Annotated in this window: 19 protein-coding genes; 17 read left to right on the top strand and 2 right to left on the bottom strand. The window is 25.9% G+C overall.

Translation table 11 applies throughout. From position 1 onward, the window contains the following. Positions 1 to 140 precede the first annotated feature (140 nt). The 7 genes from MBBAR_RS03125 (at position 141) to MBBAR_RS03095 (ending at position 8,466) form a co-directional block, all read left to right on the top strand. On the top strand, positions 141 to 656 hold the full coding sequence (locus tag MBBAR_RS03125; protein WP_080459816.1) for a DUF308 domain-containing protein: 516 nt from the start codon (positions 141 to 143) through the stop codon (positions 654 to 656). A 301-nt stretch (positions 657 to 957) separates the two neighbouring features. After that, positions 958 to 1,479 carry a DUF308 domain-containing protein gene (locus tag MBBAR_RS03120; protein ID WP_080459815.1) on the top strand — a complete coding sequence of 174 codons (522 nt, stop codon included), beginning with the start codon at positions 958 to 960 and terminating at the stop codon, positions 1,477 to 1,479. A gap of 544 nt (positions 1,480 to 2,023) precedes the next feature. After that, the gene (locus MBBAR_RS03115) at positions 2,024 to 2,269 is read left to right on the top strand and encodes an MJ0307 family thioredoxin (protein ID WP_080459814.1); all 246 of its coding nucleotides are present in this window, start codon (positions 2,024 to 2,026) and stop codon (positions 2,267 to 2,269) included. Positions 2,270 to 2,678: 409 nt separating this feature from the next. Next, a complete protein-coding gene (gene cbiD / locus MBBAR_RS03110; RefSeq protein WP_080459813.1) occupies positions 2,679 to 3,956 on the top strand; it encodes a cobalt-precorrin-5B (C(1))-methyltransferase CbiD in 1,278 nt (425 codons plus the stop codon). Between the two features lie 278 nt (positions 3,957 to 4,234). Further along, positions 4,235 to 5,368, top strand: coding sequence for a glycosyltransferase family 4 protein (locus tag MBBAR_RS03105; protein ID WP_080459812.1), 1,134 nt, complete (start codon positions 4,235 to 4,237; stop codon positions 5,366 to 5,368). 413 nt (positions 5,369 to 5,781) lie between these two features. Continuing rightward, positions 5,782 to 6,252 carry a cyclic pyranopterin monophosphate synthase MoaC gene (gene moaC / locus MBBAR_RS03100; protein WP_080459811.1) on the top strand — a complete coding sequence of 157 codons (471 nt, stop codon included), beginning with the start codon at positions 5,782 to 5,784 and terminating at the stop codon, positions 6,250 to 6,252. A gap of 126 nt (positions 6,253 to 6,378) precedes the next feature. After that, positions 6,379 to 8,466 carry a DEAD/DEAH box helicase gene (locus MBBAR_RS03095; protein WP_080459810.1) on the top strand — a complete coding sequence of 696 codons (2,088 nt, stop codon included), beginning with the start codon at positions 6,379 to 6,381 and terminating at the stop codon, positions 8,464 to 8,466. A gap of 630 nt (positions 8,467 to 9,096) precedes the next feature. Here the strand turns inward: MBBAR_RS03095 and MBBAR_RS10025 are convergent. Next, positions 9,097 to 9,282: a hypothetical protein gene (locus MBBAR_RS10025; RefSeq protein WP_143746119.1), complete on the bottom strand. Its 186-nt coding sequence runs from the start codon at positions 9,280 to 9,282 to the stop codon at positions 9,097 to 9,099. 204 nt (positions 9,283 to 9,486) lie between these two features. Here MBBAR_RS10025 and MBBAR_RS03090 point away from each other — a divergent pair, with 204 nt between their 5' ends. Next, entirely contained in the window at positions 9,487 to 10,422 is a 936-nt protein-coding gene (locus MBBAR_RS03090) for a pseudomurein-binding repeat-containing protein (RefSeq protein ID WP_080459809.1), read from the top strand. Between the two features lie 293 nt (positions 10,423 to 10,715). After that, a complete protein-coding gene (gene pcm, locus MBBAR_RS03085; RefSeq protein ID WP_080459808.1) occupies positions 10,716 to 11,372 on the top strand; it encodes a protein-L-isoaspartate O-methyltransferase in 657 nt (218 codons plus the stop codon). A 342-nt stretch (positions 11,373 to 11,714) separates the two neighbouring features. On the opposite strand, the gene sppA is transcribed toward pcm, so the two are convergent. Then, positions 11,715 to 12,533, bottom strand: coding sequence for a signal peptide peptidase SppA (gene sppA, locus MBBAR_RS03080; RefSeq protein ID WP_080459807.1), 819 nt, complete (start codon positions 12,531 to 12,533; stop codon positions 11,715 to 11,717). 408 nt (positions 12,534 to 12,941) lie between these two features. Between sppA and MBBAR_RS03075 the strand changes: the two genes are divergently transcribed. From MBBAR_RS03075 to MBBAR_RS03040, 8 genes are all read left to right on the top strand, one after another. Further along, positions 12,942 to 13,850, top strand: coding sequence for a shikimate kinase (locus MBBAR_RS03075; RefSeq protein WP_080459806.1), 909 nt, complete (start codon positions 12,942 to 12,944; stop codon positions 13,848 to 13,850). Next, positions 13,828 to 14,169, top strand: a complete 342-nt coding sequence (locus MBBAR_RS03070; RefSeq protein ID WP_249025023.1) for a chorismate mutase — start codon at positions 13,828 to 13,830, stop codon at positions 14,167 to 14,169. The genes MBBAR_RS03075 and MBBAR_RS03070 overlap by 23 nt, the downstream gene beginning before the upstream one ends. Before the next feature lie 11 nt (positions 14,170 to 14,180). Continuing rightward, entirely contained in the window at positions 14,181 to 14,378 is a 198-nt protein-coding gene (locus MBBAR_RS03065; protein WP_042703545.1) for a 30S ribosomal protein S17e, read from the top strand. A 533-nt stretch (positions 14,379 to 14,911) separates the two neighbouring features. Next, positions 14,912 to 15,685: an exodeoxyribonuclease III gene (gene xth / locus MBBAR_RS03060; RefSeq protein WP_080459805.1), complete on the top strand. Its 774-nt coding sequence runs from the start codon at positions 14,912 to 14,914 to the stop codon at positions 15,683 to 15,685. Positions 15,686 to 15,994: 309 nt separating this feature from the next. Continuing rightward, positions 15,995 to 17,338 carry an NADP-specific glutamate dehydrogenase gene (gdhA, locus tag MBBAR_RS03055; protein ID WP_080459804.1) on the top strand — a complete coding sequence of 448 codons (1,344 nt, stop codon included), beginning with the start codon at positions 15,995 to 15,997 and terminating at the stop codon, positions 17,336 to 17,338. Positions 17,339 to 17,868: 530 nt separating this feature from the next. Then, positions 17,869 to 18,171: an endonuclease/exonuclease/phosphatase family protein gene (locus MBBAR_RS03050; protein ID WP_346218173.1), complete on the top strand. Its 303-nt coding sequence runs from the start codon at positions 17,869 to 17,871 to the stop codon at positions 18,169 to 18,171. A 381-nt stretch (positions 18,172 to 18,552) separates the two neighbouring features. Then, entirely contained in the window at positions 18,553 to 20,508 is a 1,956-nt protein-coding gene (locus MBBAR_RS03045) for a NosD domain-containing protein (protein ID WP_158082513.1), read from the top strand. Positions 20,509 to 20,875: 367 nt separating this feature from the next. Further along, complete coding sequence (locus tag MBBAR_RS03040; RefSeq protein ID WP_080459801.1) at positions 20,876 to 24,148, top strand: outer membrane protein assembly factor BamB family protein; 3,273 nt, start codon at positions 20,876 to 20,878, stop codon at positions 24,146 to 24,148. Positions 24,149 to 24,580 lie beyond the last annotated feature (432 nt).

Below are 24,580 nucleotides of genomic sequence, written 5' to 3'. Positions count from 1 at the left end.
CATTGATTTATATTTCATTTAGTTATACTTCTTACTTGTATTTCTTATCTACTTATATTGCATTGATTTATATTTCTTATTTGATATATTTGCATTGATGGTTTAATTTATAATATTTTAATATTTATTTTGGTGAAATAATGGAAAATAAAATAATTATAGGAATAATAGCATTTATTCTTGGGATTATAGTAATTGTATTTCCTCTTCTTAGTGTTGGATTTCTTGTAGTTGCTTCTGGTTTATCTGTCTGTATTTTAGCTATTTATTGGATAATTAGAGGTATTCAACATTGGAATGAGAATAAAGCAACCTGTATTTTGTATGTTTTAGTTGGATTGTTTGCATTCTTTTTTGGACTTGTTCTAACAGGTAATTTCCCACTATTTTTATATACTTCTAGCTTCTTATTGTATATAATTGGGTTTTTAATGATAATATTTGGTATAGCTGGAATAATTAATAATAAAAAGAATATGTCAAAAATATCTTCATTTTTGTTCTTTGTATTTGGTATTGTTCTTTTAATTTTTGCTAATTTAATATTTGAAAATCCATTATACTTAGCACTCATTATTGGAATAGCTTTGATAATTGAGGGAATTTCTTTAATTTTAGAATCAAAAGATAAAAAGATTGATTCTGAAGAAAAATAAAAAAATCTGTTCTTAAATTTTTATTTTTAGATATTGTTTTAATTTGTGCTTTAAATTATCTTTTTAATTATCTTTTTATCTTTTTATCTAATTTTTAATTATTTTTTAATTTATATACTTTAATCTTGTGAATTTTATTGTTTAAACATTTCTCTTTTTTCCTTGTTTCATTTTATACATTTCTCATGGAAACATTTATTAAGAGTATTAAATATAAATATACATATTATTTGTGTTATTAGAGGGGATTAATATATAACTATATTGTATAGATATTGATTATATTAATGAAGGTGTTTATATGGAAAATAAAAATGTTGTAGGAATAGTGGCAATTATTCTTGGTCTTATAATTATGATTTTCCCATTTATGAGTCAGTTTGTTTTATCTATTATAGCTGGAATTGGGATTTTAATTTTAGGTATTTATTATATCATTCTTGGATCAAACTTATGGTCAATAAGTAAAGGAAGTTCTATTGCTCATGTAATATTGGGTATTTTTGGTATTATTGTAGGAATAATTCTTTTAGGAAATATATTGATATTTGATCTTTTAGTGGGATTATACTTATATATAATTGGTTTTATGTTATTATTATCTGGTATTATAGGTTTATTCACCAGAAACATAATGATGACAAAAGCATCTGCGGCTTTAATGGCCCTATTAGGTATTATTACTATAGTTCTTGGATATTTCGCATTGTTAAGCCCAATTTATGTATCTATAATTTTAGGTATCAGCTTACTTATTGATGGAATTGCTATTGCTATGGGAAATTTTGATCAAGTAGATGATTTAGATCAACTAGACGATTAAAATTTCTGTTATTTAATTATTTATTATTCATTGTTTTGATTGTAAATTTTTTATTCAAATATTTTTCCTCTCTTTTTATTTTTTTTGTATAGTTATATGCTTAACTTTTGATTTTTAGTTATTCATTGGTTTTTTAAGAGGAACATATAAGAATTAATTATTTTCTTGTTTTTCGACTTTTTTATAAATTTTTAAATTTCAAATTTTATTAGTTATCAAAAATTTTAAATATTAATAAAAACATATTTATATTGTTAATATTAACAATCCTAAGTTAAAATAATTGTTGATATTAATTATTTAATGATAAATTTAGACTGATATAATTAGATGTATATTATTGATTATTAATCCATATATAATCATAAAAAATCATAATGTGACAAATTATTATTAAATAATTTAAAAAATCATTCAATTAATAATGAATTTCTTAATAAAAAATTATTCTATAAATAATAGAGTAATTTCAATCATATTTAGTAATTCTAATAATATTTATATATATTATTTAATATAATATCATACATTCGGAGGATTAAAAATGTTAAAAGTAGAAGTATTCACATCTCCAAGTTGTCCTTATTGTCCAATGGCTGAACAAGTTGTAGAAGAAGCAAAAAATGAAATTGGGGACGAAATGGAAGTAGAGGTTATTAATATAATGACTGATAGACAAAGAGCTGTTGATTATGGAATAATGGCAGTTCCAGCTATAGCTATTAATGGTGTTGTTGAATTTGTAGGGGCACCAAGCAAAAATGAATTAATGGCTAAATTAAGACAATAATTTTAAGACAATTATTTAATTTATATTAATTTATTTATTCTTATAATTCTTTTTTTCTTATAATTCTTTTATTAATTATATATTTAATTTCTTTAAGTTAATCTTATTTTTTAACTATATTGATTTTTTAATTTTATTTTTTTGAGTTTTTTAGTGTGTTATTTTTATATTTCTTTAGATTTTTATTAATATTTTTTATTAATACTTTTAAATAATATTTTTAAATATTTTTTTCTGTTTTTATTATATTCTCATATTTTTTTCAATTATTTTAAATATCATTATTAATAAAGATATTGATGAATATATGGATTAATATTATGAATATATGAATTGATATTTTGATGAATATATGAATTATTTGTAGATACTTAATTTTTTATTAAAATAATTTAATGTAGCTGTTTTTATGAATAACTATGAAAAAGAAAATCAATTAGATAAGAATGATTATACTTACTCTAATGTTGATTATGGATTAACTACTGGAAGTATAGCTACAGCTACTTCACTTGCAGCTATTAAAAAGATTATTAATTCTAATGAGGAATTTAATATTGTTAAAATTATAACTCCTTTTGAGGAACTTGATGTTGATATTGAAAAATGTAAATTAATAAGTGAAAATAAGGCAGAAGCAATTGGAGTTAAATATCCTTATAATGATCCAGATGTTACTGTTAATTTAGAAATAATATCTTCGGTTGAATTAATCGATAAAAAAGATATTTCTAAAATAAATATTTCTAAAAGAGATATTTCTAAAAGAAATATTTATAAAAGAGATATTTATAAAAGAGATATTGATGAGAAGATCACGGATACTAATAATTTAGATATTAATGAAAAAATTGAGAATAAGGTGATTGTTGATGGTGGGTTTGGTGTTGGAACTATAACCAAACCAGGTCTTCAAATTTCAGTTGGTGAATCAGCAATAAATCCTGTTCCATTGGTTATGATTCAAAAAAATTTAGCTGGTCTTGTTCCTGATGGAAAAATAGCTAAGGTTATAATTTCTGTTCCAGAAGGTGAAAAAATAGCTAAAAAAACCATGAATCCTAAACTAGGGATTATTGGCGGGATTTCTATTCTTGGAACTACTGGTATAGCTAGGGCAATGTCAACAAAAGCTTATAAAGATTCTCTTCTTTGTCAACTCGATATGATTATAGCTTTAATAGATGAAGGAAAGTATAGAAAAGATGAGGTTATTTTTGTTCCAGGTAATATTGGGGAAAAATTAGCCCTTAGAGATTTAACTCTTAAAGACAATAAAAAGGTTAAGAAAGATCAAATTGTTCAAACAGGGAATTATATTGGTTTTATGCTTGAAGAAGCTAAAAAAAGAGGAATTAATAAAATCACCCTTTTTGGCCATATTGGAAAGCTTGTTAAAGTAGCTGGGGGTATTTTCAATACTAAACATAGTATTGCAGATGGAAGAAGAGAGATAATAGCTACTCATTCAGCTTTGTGTGGTGTAGATACAGAAACCATTAAATCAATTTTCGATTCAAAAACTACCGAAGAAATGATTGATATACTTAAAAATAAAAAGATTGATAAAAAAGTACTAAATAGTATTAGCTTAGCTATTAAAGAAAGATGTTTAGAAAGAGCAGATATAGATATTAATGTGATTTTAGTTGATATGGCAGGAAATCAGTTAAATTCGAAAATATAAATGATGTATATTAAATTCTAATTTTTTAGATAGTTTACTAAATTAAAATTAAATTAAAACTAAATTAAATCTAATTAAATCTAAATTAAATATAAAAAGTATTATAATAATTATTATCTTATTATTAAGTTACTAGTATTAAATTATATATGCTATATAACCTATTATATCTATATATGTTTATATATGCTTAAATTATTACTTTTCAAAACCTAGGAAAAAAATTATTATTTATAATAATGAAATTATAGAAATGAATTGTGTGTAGAGGATAAAAAATGAAAATAGCTATGGTTGGTCAATTTCCACCTCATATTGGAGGTGTTGGAGTACATATTAATAGTTTATCTAAAGAACTTCTTAAAAATGGAGAAGAAGTATTTGTAATTACTTATCCTCATAAAGATATTAAAAATGAAGCTAATAAAGATTATATGGATAATAATGGAATTAAAGTTATAGGAACTAGAGGAATTAATATTCCTGGTCTTAGAAGCCTGTTTTATGTTCTTTTTGGAACTATAAATCTTATTCATATTGTTCGAAAATATAATATTGATATTATTCATGGACATTATCTTTATCCTGCAGGGTTAATAGCTGTTTTAGGAGGAATATTCACTAAAAAGAAAGTTTATGTAACTTCTCATGGTTCTGATATGTTTTGTTTATATCCTCAGCATAAATTTATGAGACCTATCATTCGATTTGTTTTAAAAAGAGCAGATGTAGTATTGGCAGTTAGTGAATCATTAAAAGAGGAAATTTTAAAAACTAATATTCCAAATATAGAAAAAAAGGTTAGATTAAACTGGAATACTGTTGATATTAATGAGTTTAAAATAGCTGATAATGATTCAGATCATCATTCAGAGAATAATTCAAATTATAATTTTAAAAATGAGCTTAATATTCCTAAAAACAAGCCCATTATTCTTTTTGTAGGTAATATCATTAAAAGAAAGAATGTAGCTACTATAATAGATGCAAAAAAACAGTTAAAATCTGATTGTGTTTTAGTTGTTGTTGGTGATGGTCCTCTTTTAAACAGCTTGAAAGAAAAAGTTAAGATAGAAAATGTTGAAGATGTTATCTTTACTGGTGCTAGAAATGATGTAGCTAATGTAATTCAAAGTTCAGATCTTTTAATTCTTCCTTCTTATTCAGAAAGTTTTGGTTTAGTTTTAATTGAAGCCTTAGCTTGTGGAAAACCTGTTATAGGTAGTAATGTTGGTGGAATAAAGGAAATTATAACTGATGATGTTGGTTTACTTGTTGAACCTACTGATTCTATGGGATTAGCTAATTCAATTGATTTAATTCTGTCTGACAAAGAATTAAGAGAAAAATTTCAATCTAATGCTCGAAATAGGGCAATGGATTTTTCAGAAGTTGATATTCCTTATTATTAATCTTTTTCAAATAAGAAATAGTTTGAGAATAATATATGAGATAAGAATAAAGTTAGAAGAAGTATAAATATATTGAGTAATAAATATAAATAAAATAGTATTAATAAATAAAGTAATATTTATAAAAAATAGTATTAAAATTTAAAGTGATATTATTTAAAGTAATAATTATAAATATAATAGTATTAATAAATAAAGTAATATTTATAAAAAAAATAGTATTAATATTAAGCTAGTATTAATATAAAATAATACTTATAAAATATATTTTATATAATATAACAAATTATTGTTAAATTATTATTAAAATTGTTATTAAAATTATTATTAAAATCATTATTAAAATAGTTATTAGAATTTTTATTAAAATTATTATTAAAATTTTTATTAAAAAGTTTTTATAGGTTGATTAAATGTCAAAGGAAGAATTCACACATTTAACAGAAAAAGGAGTTCATATGGTTGAAGTCGGTGATAAAAATCATCAAAGACGGAAAGCAATAGCTACTGGGAAAATAAATCTTCAAGAAAAGACAATAGCTATGATCGAAAATGAAGAGATTAAAAAAGGAAATGTTTTAACAACTGCTCAAATAGCTGCTATACAAGGTGTTAAAAATACTTCTTCTATGATTCCTCTTTGCCATCCTTTAAATCTTACTGGAATAGAAGTGGATTTTGAAGTTAAAAGTACTGAGATCATATGTACCGTAAGTGTAAATTCTCTTGGTCAAACTGGTGTTGAAATGGAAGCTATTACTGGTGTTAGTTTAGGCCTTTTAACTATATGGGATATGGTTAAAGCTGTTGAAAAGGATTCAGATGGTCAATACCCTGATACTTCAATTACAGATATTTGTGTAATTAAAAAAGAAAAAATTTAATTTTTTAACAAATATTAGACTAAAAACTAATATTGGATTAAAGGTTAAAATTAGGTTAAAAACTAACATTAAGATAAAAGCTAAATTAGACTAAAGTTAAGATTATACTAAAACTATATTCATTGATTGATTATTATGGAAAATCTACCTAAAGAAATTAAAGAAATCATAAAGGATTGTTATCCTTATATTAAAGAATTTAATCCAGCTCAAAAACATGTGATTGAATCAGGATATTTGGAAACTAAGGATAATTATGTGATAGCTATTCCAACTGCAAGTGGAAAAACAGTTCTTGGAGTTATGGCTGCATTAAAATCTATATTAAATGGTGGAAAAGCTGTCTATGCAGCACCATTAATTTCAATACAAAATGAGAAAGTTAAAGAATTTAAAAAGTTTGAAAATCATGGGATTAAAATAGGAAAACATCCAAATTCTTCTGATTTATCTGTAATGGTTTTTGAATCTTTTGATGCATTAACTCGTTTTTCATGGGATGTGCTTCGTGATGTGGATACATTAATTCTCGATGAATTTCATATGATTGGAGAATATTCTAGAGGACCTACCCTTGAATGTGCTATTACAAGAGCTAAAATAATCAATCCAAACCTTAGAATTATTGCTTTATCAGCAACATTACAGAATATGGAAGAAATTGAAGGTTGGTTAGATGCTAAAATAGTCGAACATGATTATCGTCCAGTACCTTTAAATAAGGAAGTTTTAAACACAGAAATGTTTAACACTAGTAATAAGAATGAAGTTGTTGTAAAAATTGTTGAAAAAGCAATTGAAGATAATTCCCAGACTTTAAGCTTTGTTTCAACTAGATTATTTACAGAAAGTTTAGCAAATTTCGTTTCAGGTAAAATAAAAAGGAAAGTCACTTCAGAACAGAAAAAAAGGTTTAAAAAAGTAGCTGAGGCTATTTTAGATGTTCCAAAGAAAAAAGGATCAAGACCAACTTCCACCTGCTTAAAGTTAGCAGAATCTGCAGAAAATGGTGCTGTTTTTCATCATGCTGGTCTTTTCAATGAACAAAAAGAGATTATTGAAGAAGAATTTAGAGAGGGTAATCTTTTAATGATTGCAGCTACTCCTAGTTTAATGTATGGTGTTAATTTGCCTTCAAGATCTGTTATTATTAGAGATTATACTCGTTGGACTTCTCAAGGTCCTCAAGCTATTCCTGTTTTTGATTATGAACAAATGTCTGGAAGAGCTGGAAGACCTCAGTATGATGATGTGGGATTTTCTTACCTTATAGCTAAATCATTAGATGAAGCATATGATTTACAAGAAAGATATGTTCATGGTGAAGTTGAAACTACTAACTCTAAGCTAATTGAAAACAAAGATGCAATTTATAAGCAAATTATAGCTCAAATTGCTTCAAATTTATCTAAAACTCCTGAAGAGATTCAGGATTTTTTTAAGATGACTTTTTATGGTTATCAAATGAGCAATAATCCTTCAATGGCTCTTTTTGCTGATGATTCATTAAAGTTTGAAATTGAATCTGCATTAGAGTTTTTACTTAAGAATGGAATTATACAGGCTACTCCAAGTGGATTAAGTGCAACTCCATTTGGTAATTTGATAGCTAAATCGAATTATTCGGTTGAAACAGCTGTTAAACTAAAAGAATATGCATTGCAGGTTGAAAGTATTGATTTAAATCAGCTTATCTATCATCTTGCATCTACTCCAGATTTACCATTAATTTCATTTAAAAGTAGGAAAAGTAAAGAACCTGTAAGAGAAATGATGGCTAAAAAAGGTTTATTTGCTGTAAATATTGGTAATCCTGAAGCCACAACTGTTGCTTTAATTGAATGGATTGATGAGAGAAATGAGTATGAGATTGAAAATGCTTATAATGTTTACTCTGCGTCTAGTAGAAGATCTGCTTATGAAGCTTCTTTACTTGTTAAATTCCTTAAAAATATTTTCGAAACTATAGGAAAATATAATCATTCTAAGGATTTAGATTATATCTCTGCAAGACTATACTATGGTGTAAAAGAAGATTTAATTACACTTGTTCTTGGTGTTAAACGTCTTGGAAGAAAACGGGCTAGGGCATTGGTAGATACTTTTGGTGAAGATCTTAGACCCTATTCTCTAAAACAACTACAAAATGTAGAAGGTATAGGTCCAAAATTAGCTGAAAAAATAAAAATATTTTCAGAAACTTATGATATTTAATTAAAGTATATTAATTAATAGGATATTAATATAATCTAATTTTATTTAATTTTGTAATATAATTCATCTGTGATTTATTTTTTTATTTATAAGTATTAATTAATATTAAAATTTAATTTTTTTATTTTTTATATTATATTACTATTTTTTTTATTAGATTTGAATACATGTTAGCGATAGCTATCTTTGATTAATGGAGGTTCTTATAAGTTTATAATCTAAAATAAGTAAATATCAGACAGAATACAATAGTTGAAAATTAGTAATTTTTGTGATATTAGTTTCAATGAAATCCTGAGAATGTCTGGATTGTTAAACTTAAAATAACAGCAACAGAATTAAACCAACAAATGAATGGAAGAAAAATAAGTATATTATAGCTACTCAAAAGTTAATTGGTAAGTTTAATAATTGCACTGAATTTTTAGAATGATTAAGGTTATGCTAAGACTAAAAAAGGCTTATACAAATATTACTTTAATACTAGGTTTATTGGAACATAAAAAGAAATATCAGCACTTACCAATGGCCTTATGGGTAATTGTGTGTATTAGTCTCAAATTGACCGTGTTATAACTATCATGATGGTTATAAAGCAGATTATGTCCAATGGCAATGTACTAATATTATTTATCTTAAAATAATATTAACTGGTAAAGAATTCATTAAAACAACAGTAATCGATTTAGCGGCCATTGTATATTGGAATAGTCGAATATATGAGTTTGGAGAACATTGGTGTAGTAATACTATTGTAAGTGTTAATCCTGGCTGGATTGTTGAATGAATATTTATTATTTTTGTAGTAATCGGCATTTTTATATGTTATGATTAATATATTATTTTGCATAAGTTATTATATTTTTTTTATTTATTATTTTTGTAGTAATCGGCATTTTTATATGTTATGATTAATATATTATTTTGCATAAGTTATTATATTTTTTTTATTTTTGATTAATTTAGTATTATATAAAAAAAATTTAATAATAACTATTTAATTTATTTGAGGTAAATAATATGAAATTTAAAATGAAAATATTGTTACTTGCAGTATTTATCATTAGTTTAGTCAGTATATCACCAATTTCTGCAAATGAAATAAATGATTCTGATGAAACTAATGATATTGCTAGTGATGATGTAAAAGAGGAAGTTAAAATAGTTGAAGAAGAACAACAAATCCAAAATGATACTTCTAATGCTGTTTCTAATGTGTCTAATGCTGAAAAAAATGTTGAAAAATCAGCTATGACAAGTAGTGTTAGCACTGCAGGTCCTATTGGCTATCAAGCTTTTTTAAATGCTGCTACAAATGTAAAAAATTTTGTTAATGCAAATGGCCGTTTACCTAATTATGTATATGTTCATGATCAAAATAATGAATATTGGTTAAGTATGCCTGATTTTTTATCTAATTCAGTTCAATTCATCTGTCGTTATATTTTTGGAGGGGGTAGTTTTGATTATCATGTTGTTGAAATAGGACATGGAAATCCAACAAGTCCTTCAGGTGTTTCTTTTAATAGACAAATTACAAGTTCTGAATATATTAATTATGCTATGAATATTGCAGATTTTATGGTTACAAATGGTAGAGCTCCTAATTATGTTAGTACTGCTTATGGTAACATGCAATATCAAACTGCAGTTTATATGTTTAGTTTAGTACTTGATTTTTTGGGTACTAATGGTAGATTACCTAACTATGTAACTGTTAATGTTGCAGCTAGTGATTATTTAAATAAGTTTTTACCAGTTTATAACAGTACTGCTAATGTATTGGTTTCTAATTATGATACTTTTAGTAGTTCTACTAATGTATTTGCTGATGATTATGATGTATCTAATTTAGATATTGAGTTGATTAATTTAAATTCGGTATTTTTTAACTTTATAAAATTAAAAACTGATAGTTTACCTGCAGATTCTTGTATTACACTTACTACACAATAGTTTTTTTGATGAATAAACTATTTTTTATTATCTTTTTTTATTAAACTTTTTAGTTGTAATTATTAGCCTTGTAATTACAAGAATAACTTTTTCAAGTGTGAACTTTAGTTATTCAGTTTTTCAGTAGCTGAAAAATTTATATAATGTGATCTTTAATAATATGGTTCAGTATATGGTATATATTAATTTTTTTTTTATGAGTTAGTTTTTTATAGTATTTTCAACTTAAATTATTAGTAAAGGTGATAGGTTTAAGGTTATACATTATACATATTATAAAAGGATATGAAACAATGTTAAATGATAAAAAAGCACTTATTGAAAATCTTTTAAAATTTGGTTATATAAAAACAGAGAAAGTTAGAAAAGCTATGGAAACAGTTGACAGAGAAAAATTTATTCCTAATGAGTTGAAGCCTTATGCTTATTTAGATAGACCATTACCATTAGAAGAAGGACAAACAATTTCAGCACCCCACATGGTTGCAGTTATTTGTGAAAAATTAGAACTTGAAGAAGGAATGAATGTTTTAGAAATTGGAACTGGATTTGGATATAATGCTGCGGTTATTTCTGAAGCTATGAATAAAAAAGGACAGGTATATAGTGTAGAACGTATAGAATCTCTTGCTAATAAAGCTCTTGAGAATCTTAAAAAAACTGGTTATGGGGAAACTGTTGATGTACTCATAGGTGATGGAACTTTAGGTTATGATAAAGGAGCACCTTATGATAGAATCTACGGAACTGCAGGAAGCCCATATATTCCAGAATCTCTAAAAAAACAACTTAAAGTTGGAGGAAGGTTAATAATTCCTGTTGGTGATAAGTTAGGTTTTCAAGACCTTATATGTATAGTTAAGGAATCTGAAAATGAATTTAGAGAAAAATCTCTAGGAGAAGTTGTTTTTGTTCCAATGATTGGGAAACATGGCTGGTCTGAAAAATAATAATTTTTTTATATAAATCAACCTTATTTTTGAGGATTAAATTCTTTTAAATTCATTTAATAATAATGGGTGGAATTTTTTAAAATTCCTTTTTAAACTTAAATATAATAATAATTAAGTGGTTTATATTTCATATTCTAAAAATGAAAAAGAAAAAGAATATCCTAGATTAGTTGTTGATTATGCTTTATCTGAAAATGAAGATGATGAAAAATTAGCTAAGGAAAAAAATTAGCTAAAGAAAAGCTATTTAAATTCATTAAAGATAATCATGAACTTGCTGATGAAATTCAAAGCAGAAGATGGACTGCTTATGGGCCATAATTTCATTATTTTTGTTTTTTAAATACCAAAAAATCCAAGTCCTGTACCATAATCTAAAACATTATAGTAACTCATATTTGATTTGTTTGCAGCTAATTCAATAGCATAGTCTTTTCCACCTAAACGATCTATTAAACTAATATTTAATGCTTGTTGGCCCGTATAAGGTTTTCCTTCAGCTATTTTTTTAACATAATCTACAGTTAAGTTTCTATTTTTTGCTACAATATTTATAAAAGAATTATATTGTTCATCAACCATAGTTTGAAGCATGTTTTTCTCATCAGTAGTTAAATTTCTATAGTCTGCTCCCATATCCTTATATTTTCCACCAGTAATAGAATAAATATCTACACCTTGTTTTTTATAATATTCAGATAAGTCACTCAATGTTAAAATAACTCCTATGCTTCCAACCCATGAAGAAGGACTAGCAACAATTTCATCAGCACCACTAGCTACCATATAAGCTGCTGAAGCACCAGTATCACTTATTCTAGCTACAACTGGTTTTTGCGAGCTGTTAACCTTTTCAAGCATCTCTTCACCAGCTACTGGACTCCCTCCTGGACTGTTTATATCAAGAACAATTGCCCCTATATTCGGGTCATTATTTGCTTCATCCATCATTTGGCTAAATACATCAGGGTTAGCAATAGTTACATTCTCACTACTTGCACCATAACCAATTTCACCAACTACAGGTATAACAGCCACTGTACTAGGGCCAGTGACCATTGCAATTAATGGAATAAACATTAAAATAGCTATTACTATAGCTATTATACCAAATCCGCCTAATATTCCTAATGTGAAATATTTTGTCTTTTTTTCCATTTTATCACATATTTAATCTTTATAAATTTTTATAAATATTTAGATTTATAAATATTTAGATAATAATAGTATATTTAGATAATAATAGTATATTTATATAATAATATTATATTTATAGGATAATATTATAATTTGTCTATATAGCTATATTTCTTTAATTATATAAATTTTGTTGAAAAATAGCTTTTTTTATTAGTTTAAAGTTTCAATTTTTTATCTTTCCATGTTTTTCTAATTTTTTTATATATTAATCATGTTTATATATTATTAAATATTAATTATAATTAAGCAGTAAATTATTAATTAGTTGATTATTGGCTAGTAAAATACTAATTTATAAATTATTAATTTTAATAAATATTTAATGATATACTTAATCATTTGTATTCTGTCTTTTTTGGTGTTTTAATGAAAAAAATTGTTCGATCTCCAGGTTCTGCTACTATTGTAAATGCTATAGCTACTGGTTCAGGTTCTGCATTTGGTATTAACTTAGATATTGTAGTTGAAGTTAAATCTACAAATTCTGGGATTAAATGCTCTCCTGATTTAGATATTGATACTAGTCTTATGGAACTTTGTGCAAAAAATGTCTTTAATCATTATCAAATCAACTTTGAAGATAACAAAGAAGATTTAGGGAGTGTTGAAGATAGCATTGGTATTGAAATTTCAACAAAATCTAATTTGCCTCCTGCATCAGGTCTTTCAAGCAGTAGTGCACTTTCAAATGCAGTTACTTTAGCTACTTCTGAATTAATCGTGGCTGAATTTGATAAAAAACCAATGAATGATTTAGAAATTGTTAATCTAGCTATTGATTCTTCTTTAGAAGCAGGTGTTACAATCACTGGAGCATTTGATGATGCTACTGCTTCTTATTTCGGGGGAGTCACAGTTACAGATAATATAAATCGTGAAATTATAATAAAAGAAAAAATGGATAACCACAAACTATTAATATACATGCCAAACATAGATTCAATGACTGCAAATTCTGATGTTAAAAGGATGAAGCTTTTAGCTCCTTTAGTTGAAATGGCATTTGAAAAAGCTAGTCAAAAAGAATATTATACTGCTTTAAACTTAAATGGAATATTATATTCTAATGCTTTAGATTTTGATACTAAAATAGCTATTGATGCTTTAAGTGCAGGAGCTATTGCTTCTGGACTTTCAGGAACTGGTTCTGCTTATGTAGCTATTGTAGATAATGAATCTAAAGATAATGTTAAGGATATTTGGAATTCTTATACTGATTCTGGAAGAATTATTGAAACTGAGGTAGATAATCTTGGAACATCAATCATTGAATAAAGAAAGATTTAAGGATCTAGAAAATTCAAAAAAGATTCTTGAAGATTCCAGAAGAGAAATTGACCAGATTGATAGTGAATTGATAGATTTAATTCAAAAGAGAACTTCATTAGCTAAAGATATCGTCATGGCTAAAATAGCTTTAGATATGGATATTTATGATGAATCAAGGGAAAAGCTTATCTATGAAAAAATAATAAAGATAGCTAATGATAAGGATTTAAATGAAAATATTAGAAATTCTATTATTGAAATTGTGAATATATTAACAAGTTTAAGTAAATCTGAACAAAAAAAGATTATTGATAAAAATTTATAGGAGGAAATATTATGGGAAATATTAGAACTTCATTTGTTAAAAGAACTTCAAAAGAACTTATTGAAATTCATCAAGGTGTTTTTACTACAGATTTCGATGAAAATAAAAAATTAGTAGCTGAAAAATCCACAGTAAGTACAAAACACTTAAGAAATAAAATAGCTGGATATGTTACTAGGTTAGTTAGACAACAACAAGCTGAAATGTAAGTTGTTTAGTTATTAGCATATTCTGCTAGTATATTCTTTTATTTTTTATTTATATTTTATATAATATTATATAATTATTTTTTTATAGATCATACAACTATTTTTTATAAATTATACAACTATTTTTTTTATTTAATAATATTTTATTTAATACTGTTTTATTTAACGCTATTTTTAATAAGCTTAATATTATTTTATTTAATACTGTTTTATTTAATACTATTTTTAATAAATTTAATACTACTTTTGATAGTTTATTCTTTTTGCATTGCTCTAACTATTATTTTTAATCTTATTTTCATGATTATTTATTATTATAATAATCATTTTATATTAATTAATATTTTATTTATTAATTATTTAAGCTATTAAGTAATATTTACTCCATTAAATGATATTTAAACTATTGAATAATATTTATAAATATAATATTTTAAATAAATATAATAATATTTAAATATTTTGTTAATAATAATCATATTTAATAATAATTATATTAATTTAATGTAATTATAACAATAGGAGGAGTTTCTATTACAAATATTAACCTAATTTCATGGAATGTAAATGGGATTCGTGCAGTAGCTAGAAAAGGTTTTTTCGAATGGTTTTCTAATGCTAAACCAGATATTTTATGTCTTCAGGAAATTAAAGCTCAAGTTGAACAGCTACCTCGCAAATTAAAACACGTTGAAGGTTATCATAGCTATTTTAATCCAGCAGAAAGAAAAGGATACAGTGGTGTAGCTACATATTCTGCTTTAAAACCAAAAGAAACAGCTATAACTATGGGGATTGATAAATTTGACCACGAAGGTAGGTTTCAAAGATTTGACTTCGATGATTTCATACTTCTTAATCTTTATTGGCCTAATGGTGGTATGGGGGAGGACCGCCTACAATACAAACTCGACTTTTATGATGCATTTCTAGACTACACCAACAATCTCCGTGATGCTGGAAACAATCTCGTGATATGTGGTGATTTAAACACTGCACATAAACCAATAGATATAGCTAGGCCAAAAGAAAATGAGAAAGTTTCAGGATTCATGCCTGTTGAGCGAGAATGGATAGATAAATTTTTAGCTAATGGATATTTAGATACATTTAGAATGTTCAATGACAAACCAGAACAATATACTTGGTGGAGTTATCGTACACGAGCCAGAGACCGTAATGTTGGTTGGAGATTAGATTATTTCTTTGTAAATGAAGAATTCCAGGATAATGTAGTGGATAGCTATATTTTATCTGATGTTATGGGGTCAGACCATTGTCCAATAGGTTTGAAGATAGAGATTTGAGTTTTATTATTCCTTTAATTATTAATAATAGTAGTAATAATACTAATATTAGTAATACTAATAATAATAGTAATAATGATAAGATTAATAGTATTAATAATATTTATAATATTTATAAATATCTAATGTTAATTTAATTAAAAAAGTAAAATTTTATTAATAAATTTATTAATAAATAATACAAAATTAAAAACAAAAAATATACTCAAATTATTTAAATAGGGATTATTAGAGTTGAAATTGTTTAAATTGAAATTATTTAAGTATAACTTTTTTTTTTTTAAATGAACTAATAATTGAGGTGATTTTATTTCCTATGTAAAACGAATCTTAAAAGATTTAAAAGCTAAAAATCATGATCAAGTGGAATTTATTGATGCAGCAACTGAAATTTTAGAATCTATAGTTCCTGTTCTTGATGAACATCCTGAATATGAGGAAAATAATGTTCTTGAGAGATTAGTTGAACCTGAAAGAATAGTAATGTTTAGAGTTCCTTGGGTTGATGATAATGGGGAGATACAAGTAAACAGAGGCTTTAGAGTCCAATTTAATAGTGCAGTAGGTCCATATAAAGGTGGACTTCGTTTCCATCCTACTGTAAATTTGTCTATTCTTAAATTTCTAGGTTTTGAGCAAATTTTTAAAAATAGTCTCACAGGTATGTCAATTGGTGGAGCTAAAGGAGGAAGTGACTTTAATCCAAAGGGAAAGTCTGATGGAGAAGTTATGAGGTTCTGTCAGAATTTTATGAGTGAACTTTTTAGATTTATAGGTCCAGATACTGATATTCCAGCAGGAGATATGGGTGTTAGTGGAAGAGAGGTAGCTTATTTGTTTGGTCAATATAAAAAGCTATCTACTGTCCATGTAGCTGTATTAACTGGTGCGCCAATGGAATTTGGAGGTTCTCTTGTACGAAAAGAAGCTACTGGTTATGGTCTTATTTACATTCTTGATGAAGCTTTAAGAGTTAGAAATGATTCTTTTAAAGATAAGAAGGTTGTTATTTCTGGTTCTGGGAATGTAGCTATTTATGCTGCAGAAAAAGCTGTGATGATGGGGGCAAAAGTAATAGCTATGTGTGATTCTTCTGGTTATATTCATGACGAAAATGGTTTATATATACCTTTTATAAAAGAGATCAAGGAAGTTAATCGAGGCAGAATATCGGATTATCTAAATTATTTCAAAAAGGAAGATTTAACTGCTGAATACATTGAAAATAGTGTTATATGGAATGTTAAATGCGACATAGCTTTGCCTTGTGCAACTCAAAATGAATTAAGTGAAGAATCTGCAATGATTATAGTTTCCAATGGAACAAATTATGTAGCTGAAGGGGCAAATATGCCTTCAACATTGAAAGCTATAAACGTATTTTTAAATAGTAATCTTGTTTATCTCCCAGGCAAAGCTGCAAATGCTGGTGGAGTTGCAACAAGTGCTTTAGAGATGGCTCAACGTAGTTCACGCTTATCTTGGACATTTGAAGAGGTTGACTCTAAACTAAAAAAGATAATGGTTAATATATATAAAAATATAGATGAAGCTTCTAAAAAATATGGTGCTGAAGGTAATTATGTAGTTGGTGCTAATATTGTAGGCTTTATAAAAGTAGCTAATGCAATGCTTGCTCAGGGTGTGGTTTAATCTTTTGATTTTATAATCATCCTGATCTGATAAGTATCATGTAAAAGTTGTGATATTTATTAAAAATCTTCTGATTATGAGATATTTGTTAATGCTATTTTTACTCTTCCAGTTAGTAATCATGAAGAAATTAAAGTAACTAATGCAAGCATTGCTAATGACATTAATATACCTAAATGGGATGCTAATTTAGTAACTGTATAAAAATTATTTTTTTAATTTAATTTTAATTAGAGTTATTAACTGTTTTTAGATATTATATGCTATTATTGTTATAATTAACTATTTTAAGACATATTAATTAAAATTTGGTATATTAAGACATATTTTTTCTATTATTTTTAGTAAATTTTATATTCTTTGTTTTTATAATATAATTGTATATGGGTCTGTGAATTTCTAGATTTCATGATTAATATTATTATTCTATGTTTCACTTGTTCTTTATTCAGACCACTCTAGTTTAGGTGATTGATGTATTATTTTAACTTTCTTTCCTTTAAAAAAACTAGATATCATAAAAATCAGTTTTGTTTTATATTTATTTTTTTATTAATAAAGAAATTATTTTATATAATAAGTTAATAGAAAGAGAATGGATAGACAAATTCTTAAGCTCAGGATATGTAGACACCTTCATAATGTTCAATGACAAAACTGAACAATATAATTGGTGGAGTTATCGAACAAGGGCAAAAGATAGAAATGTCGAGGGGAGACTTGATTATTTCTTTGTAAATGAAGAATTTAAAAGTAATGTAGTAGATAGTTATATTTTATTTGATGTTAGGGGTTCAGACCACTATCTAATAGGGTTGGATATAGGGATTTGAAATTTTCTCAAGTTATTAATTATCTTGATTTTTTCTTTATTTTTCTATTTTTTCTACTTTCATCGACTTTATTATGATTATATTTATTTTGGTCTTTTTTAGTCTTTTCTTTCTTGCTGTTTTTCTGGTCTTAATAAGTAGCTTTATCTTTCTTCTAGGCTTTAATAGTGCTTTTTTTGTTTTAGTCTTTATGATAAAACATTTTTGATTTTATGCACGATGGAAACTATTTTTTGGGATTGTTTTTTGTTGGTGAAACATTTATATATTTCTTTTGTATATATGTTATAGATATGAAAAGATGTTATTTTCGTTGATTAGTTTTTTAGTTTTTTATAATATCTTATCTAAAATATGTTATATTGGATGTTGGAGGTTGATATGTTTTTATCTGTATTTGGAAAAGACCATTTTAATAGTGGATTTAAGTTTTTATTAGCTTTTTCTTTTGTGTTTTTGGTTTTTTTGTCTTTGAGTAGTGTTCAAGCTGTTTATGTTGATGATGAAAGTCAATATAATGGTTCAGATGATATTCAAAGTATTATTGATAATGCGAATGATAATGATACTGTGGAGTTTGTTGGAACTAAATATAATAATTTGTCTTTAAAAATTAATAAAAATTTGAATATTGTTTCAAATGTTGGTACTAAATTTATTGGTTCTAAAGATAAGATTGCTTTTATTATTGGTCCAAATGTTTCTAGTCTTAATATTACTGGATTCATTTTCAGAGGTTATAATTCTTCTGTTTATTCAAATTCAAGTTCTAATATTAATTTAAATGGTCTTTTGATTGAAGATTGTGATAATGGAATAGTTTTAGATAATTCACATAATGTTGTTATTAGTGATTCAACAATTAATGGTGGTAATAAGGGAATTGTGGTTAATGGTTCTACTAATATAGATTTGAGATACCTTAATATTATTAATTCTAGTGCTAATGGTATTCAAATTATTAATTCTAATGGAACCAATATTTTAAGTTCTCTTATTAAAGGTTGTGGTCAAAACTCCTCTAATAGTGGTATCTATGGAATTCATATTAATAATGTAATTTCCTTATTTATCAAGGGTTGTAATATTATTGAAAATCGACATGGAATTGGTATAGATTCTGTTAAAAATTTGTCAGTATCAGAGTCTAATTTATCTTTCAATGGAGCTCCAACTTATTGGAATTATGGTGGTATTACATATTTTGAATTTCGTAGTGGTGTTGGTTTGAATTTCATATCGGGTATTTGTGATAATATTTTAATATATAAAAATACTTTTGAAAATGAATCTGTTAGTATTAGTTTTAATACTTGGATTTCAAATTTTACTATGGTTGAAAATCTCATTTTCAGTGTTATAGAATCCATTCCAGAAGGAGTAGTTTGGCATACTAGTACTAATCTTGTTTCTAATAATATAATTACTAATGGACTTGGTGGTCCTCACAATGGTGGGGCAGTATTTCAGGCAAACTTAGTTAAAGGCTTTTGTTGTGGTATTGATTTTATTGCAATGCATATTAAGCTTATTAGGACTGGTATTTCTACTTATACTGCTTATATTATTAGTGATGCTAATGGCGAAGTTTCGAATAATGTCCCTATTTTCACTGATAAGGGTACGATTGCGAGTAATATTCCTGATGGGATTATGACTTTCACTATTGGTTCTAAGGTTTTTCTTGTTCAGCTTGTTAATGGTGTTGCTACTTTAACTGTTGATTTTTCTGATTTAACTGGTGATGTTTCTGTTGATTATTATGGCTTTGGTGCTAGTATAAATTGGGATAGGGAATTTGAATATATGGATCCTATTTTTGATGATTTATATGAAATTTCTGGTTTTGGTGTAATACCTGTTTTTAAGGATTTTAATGACACTAATAGTTCACAAAACCCTGGTTCTGGTGATGATTCTGGTAATGGTTGGGGTGATGGTAATGGTGATGGCTCTGGTTCAGGTGATGGATGGGGAGATGGATTTGGATTTGGTTTTACTAAATTTATGTTAAATCAAGCACAATCATTTGCAAGTTTGTTTTCTTCAAACTCTAATTCTGATTATTCAAGTCAAAATTCTAATTCTCAGGATTCAACTAATTATCAAAGTTCAGTTCAAAGTAGTAATGGATTGGGAATTGGTGTGAGCCAAAAACCTTCATTAAGTTCTTCTTCTGGAGGAGCTGAAGGTTCTGGAAAATCTAGTGAAATCACAGTTAAAAATCCTACTATGAATGAAATTATCCAAAATCCAATTAGTTGGATAATTATGGCCATTATACTTATTATAGCCCTTATTTTTGGTTATATTAATAGGAGGAGAACTATTCTATAAAAAAATTTTTTTTATAATTATTTTATTATAAATTTATATATAATTATTATACATAAATATATAATTAGTATACATAGATATATAGTTATTATATATAGATATATAATTTTTATATATAATTTATAATTATTATTTTTTTAAAAAGAAATTGATATATATTTAGAAATGATCTTAAAATTACTTTTTTTAGCTTTAAAAGTATTTTTAAGATTATTTTTTTCTTACTTTAGAATAAAAATAGAATTATTAAATAATAATAGACAAAAAAGTAATTTAACTAAAATATATTTTAGTATAATAAATAAAGTTTAATAAATATAATTTTAAAATCATACCATGATTGTAATTAATAAATAGGCGAATATTTATGAATGTTAAGTCAATAAGATTAACGAATCTGTCAAGAATATTGTTTTTAGTATCTTTAGTTTTGATTTGTGTTTCTGCTTTAAATTTTGTTGCTGCAGATGAAAATTCAACCAATAATGTGGGAAATGATTCTTTAATTGGTGTAAATGATTCTTCGGTTGATAAAACAAGCTATTCGGTTGCTGAGACAAAGTCCTCAACTAGTAAATCTAGTTCTTCTGAAAATGCAGGTGTTGATTCCAATATAACTCAATGGACTAATAAGTTAAATGTTTCAGGCTCACCAGTTTTAAGCAAAGATGGTAATACTATCTATGTTTGTGAAAATAATGGTAATGTGTCTGCTTTTAACAAGGATGGTTCTCTTAAATGGAAATTTAACACTGGAACTACTATATTAAACTCTCCTGTTGTTGGTGAAAGTGGAGCTATTTATGTTATTAATCGAGCAAATATATTATACTCGATCAATCCTAATGGAAGTTTAAATTGGAAGTATACCATTGGATCTCTTGGAGATCAGAATTCTGGTTCTTCACCGGTTCTAGATGAATATGAAAATATTTATTTTACTACTAAAAATGGTATTTTAGGTTCTGTTAATAAGAATGGTGTTTTAAGGTGGAGTATTCAAATTCATGGATCTGTTGATCGAATGAGTGGAGTTAATATAATAACAAAACCTTATATTCTTGGGACTCCTGTTGTATCTAATGGTAGGTTATATATAACTGATCTTCATGATCTGGATGTAGGTAGTTTTTATCAGACAGGTATTGTGCTTATTTGTGTAAATACAAGTAATGGTAATATTTTATGGGAGAATATTTTTGATCAAAATGGTGCTTCAATTCAATATAATTCCATAACAGTTGCTAGTGATGGTACTGTTTATATAACAACTTGTAGAGAATGGAATGAAGGATTAGTTCGTGGTCAAATCTTTCATGGATATATAGATGGTCCTTATCCTTATAATTTCACATGGGAATATTTTTATATAAATAATACTAGTTTATATGCTTTTTCTCCTGAAGGAGAGCTTTTATGGAAATGGGGAGATAATAGCACTGGGCTAAATGCCTTTGGCTCTCCAGCTATTAGTTCTAATGGAACTATATATATTGTTTATAATAATGCGTTATATGCAATTTATAATGGAAATATCTTATGGAAATATAATCATGGTGGTGTTGCTTCATCTTATGTTAGTCCAGTTATTGATAAAAATGGGGTGATTTATCTAAGTACTACTTCAGGTATTTTAGCTATTAACCCTAATGGTACTCTTAAATGGAAAAAGACTACAGGTACAGTTAAAAGTCCTATAATAATTGGTAATGATGGTACTATTTATTTTGTTGATGAAAACAATTTATATGCTCTTAATAAAGCTGTTGCGAATTTTACTTATAATAGTTCTAATTTGGATGTTGAGTTTACTGATAGAACTAATGGTAATGGTTTTTATTATTATTGGGATTTTGGAGATGGAACATTTTCATCTGAGAGAAATCCAACACATAGGTATAGTAGTAATGGGAACTATACTGTTAGTTTAACTATTGCTACAGGTAATCATATCGATGTTTTCACACTTATTGTAACTGTTGATGATAAAAAGGCTCCATATATTAGTGTTAATAATCCAAGTGGCAGGTATAATAAGACTATCACTGTTAATGTAACAATAAATGAAGAAGGATTTATTTATTATACTATTGATGGTTCTAACCCAGTTATAGGGGGTAATTTATGGAATGGTTCTTTGTTAATAAATAAAAGTACTGTTCTTCGTTTAATAGCTGTTGATGTGTCTGGTAATCCTTCACCTATATATACTTTTAACTATATTTTAGAAAATAATGGTCAGAATAATAGTAATAGTAGTGGTAGTAGTGGTAAGGCTAGTAAAGCTGTTAAACCTAAGCCTATTGTTCTTCCAGATTTGAAAATAGTTTCCACTAAAACAAAAAATGGCTTTGTGTATGTTAAAGTTAAAAATATTGGTAATGCTGTATCTTCTAAATGTAATTTATTAGTTTATTATAATAAGAAAAATTATAAAGTTGTTAGTGTGCCTAAGATAGGTAAAGGTCAAACTAAAATACTTAAAGTTAAATTTTATAAAAATTTAGCTAGTAAAACCAAAGTTGCTGAGATTAATTATAAGAAGTTATCCAAAGAGTCTGATTATTATAATAATAAAGTTAAGTTTAGAAGTTCTATAATCGGTAAGTCTAATGTTGATCTTGTTATTACTTCTACTAAGGTTAAGGGTTCTTATTGTTATGTTAAGATTAAAAATATTGGTAAAAGTAGCTCTTCTAAATCTTCTTTAATTGTTTATTATGGTAAAAAATATAATTCTGTTAAGGTTTCTAAAATAGGTTCAGGTAAATCTAAATGGGTTAAAGTTAAATTTTTCAAGAATTTAATCTCTAAGAGTAAGTTTGCAAAGGTTAATTTTAATAAGGTGGCAGAGGAGTCTAATTATAATAATAATATTGTGAAGTTTAAGAATTCTATTACTCGTAATTCTTATAGTCCTAGTTCTTCTGGTTTGAAATCTGTTGTTCGTGGTGGTGATTTGGTTGTTACTAGTATTGTTCGTTTGTTTTTAGCTGATAAGTATCCGAATGATCCTAAGTATTATAATCATACTATTTATAATGTGACTATTAAAAATGAGGGTGGTAAAGCTGTTGGTGCTTCTCAACTTAAAATGGCTCTTACTGATGAGCATTATAAGATTATTGATGTTCCATCTTTAAAAGTTGGTGGAAGTGTATCTTTAACTGTGTTTTTCTTTAATGAAGATCATCGTAATCATGATGAGGACTGGGGTATAGGTTTTACTAATCAAACAACTGGTGAGCGTTTGACTAAGTATGTTACACTAAATTATAATAAGAAAGTAAGTGAGGATAATTATAATAATAATTATTTCACTTTCAAGGATGATTATTATAAGTATCTTCCTGATTTGAAGGTTACTGATATTAAAAGAAGTGATAATATTTATAGTATTACAATTCGTAATATTGGTAGTGCTGTTGCAAAGTCTAGTACGATTTTAATGTGGTATGATGATAATCATATTATGGAAATCACAGTTCCGTCTATTGGTGTTGGTAAAAGTGTTACAATTAAGATTAATTTCTTTAAATACTCTACACATCGCTCACTTTATAAATACCTATGGTTGAATTATAACAAAAAAATAACTGAAAGTGATTATATAAACAACGCAGTGAAATTCAAAATCTAAAAGAAACTTCATATAATCATATTTCTAAATTTAAGTAATTTTTCATCTAAAATGATAAGATATATCATATTATCTTTAAGATAAATGATTAAAATTTTAGTGTTATATGAGGTATGTTTTAGTTTTGAATCGTAACATTTATATCGTATTGTAAATAAATTCATATCATAGATATGATTATAAAAAGAGAAATCTTTTTTTATTATCATATGTATGTTATATTTGAAAATCTTATAAAATTATATTTGTTTATTATTATTTTTTTATTTTTTTAAATAGGGAATTTTTTAAGATTTATTTAAATTGAAAGCTTAGATTACTCTAAAAATGCTTTAATTGAAATATTATAAAATTATTTACTTTCATGTTAATAGCTTTATAATGTCTAAGGGTTTTTTGTTCGCTTTCAATTTTTAAATAAAAAAAATAAAA

The organism is Methanobrevibacter arboriphilus JCM 13429 = DSM 1125 (genome assembly GCF_002072215.1).
Lineage (GTDB): Archaea > Methanobacteriota > Methanobacteria > Methanobacteriales > Methanobacteriaceae > Methanobinarius > Methanobinarius arboriphilicus.
The sequence above is the reverse complement of the archived record's forward strand: the minus strand, read 5'-3'. Positions and strand labels throughout refer to the sequence as shown.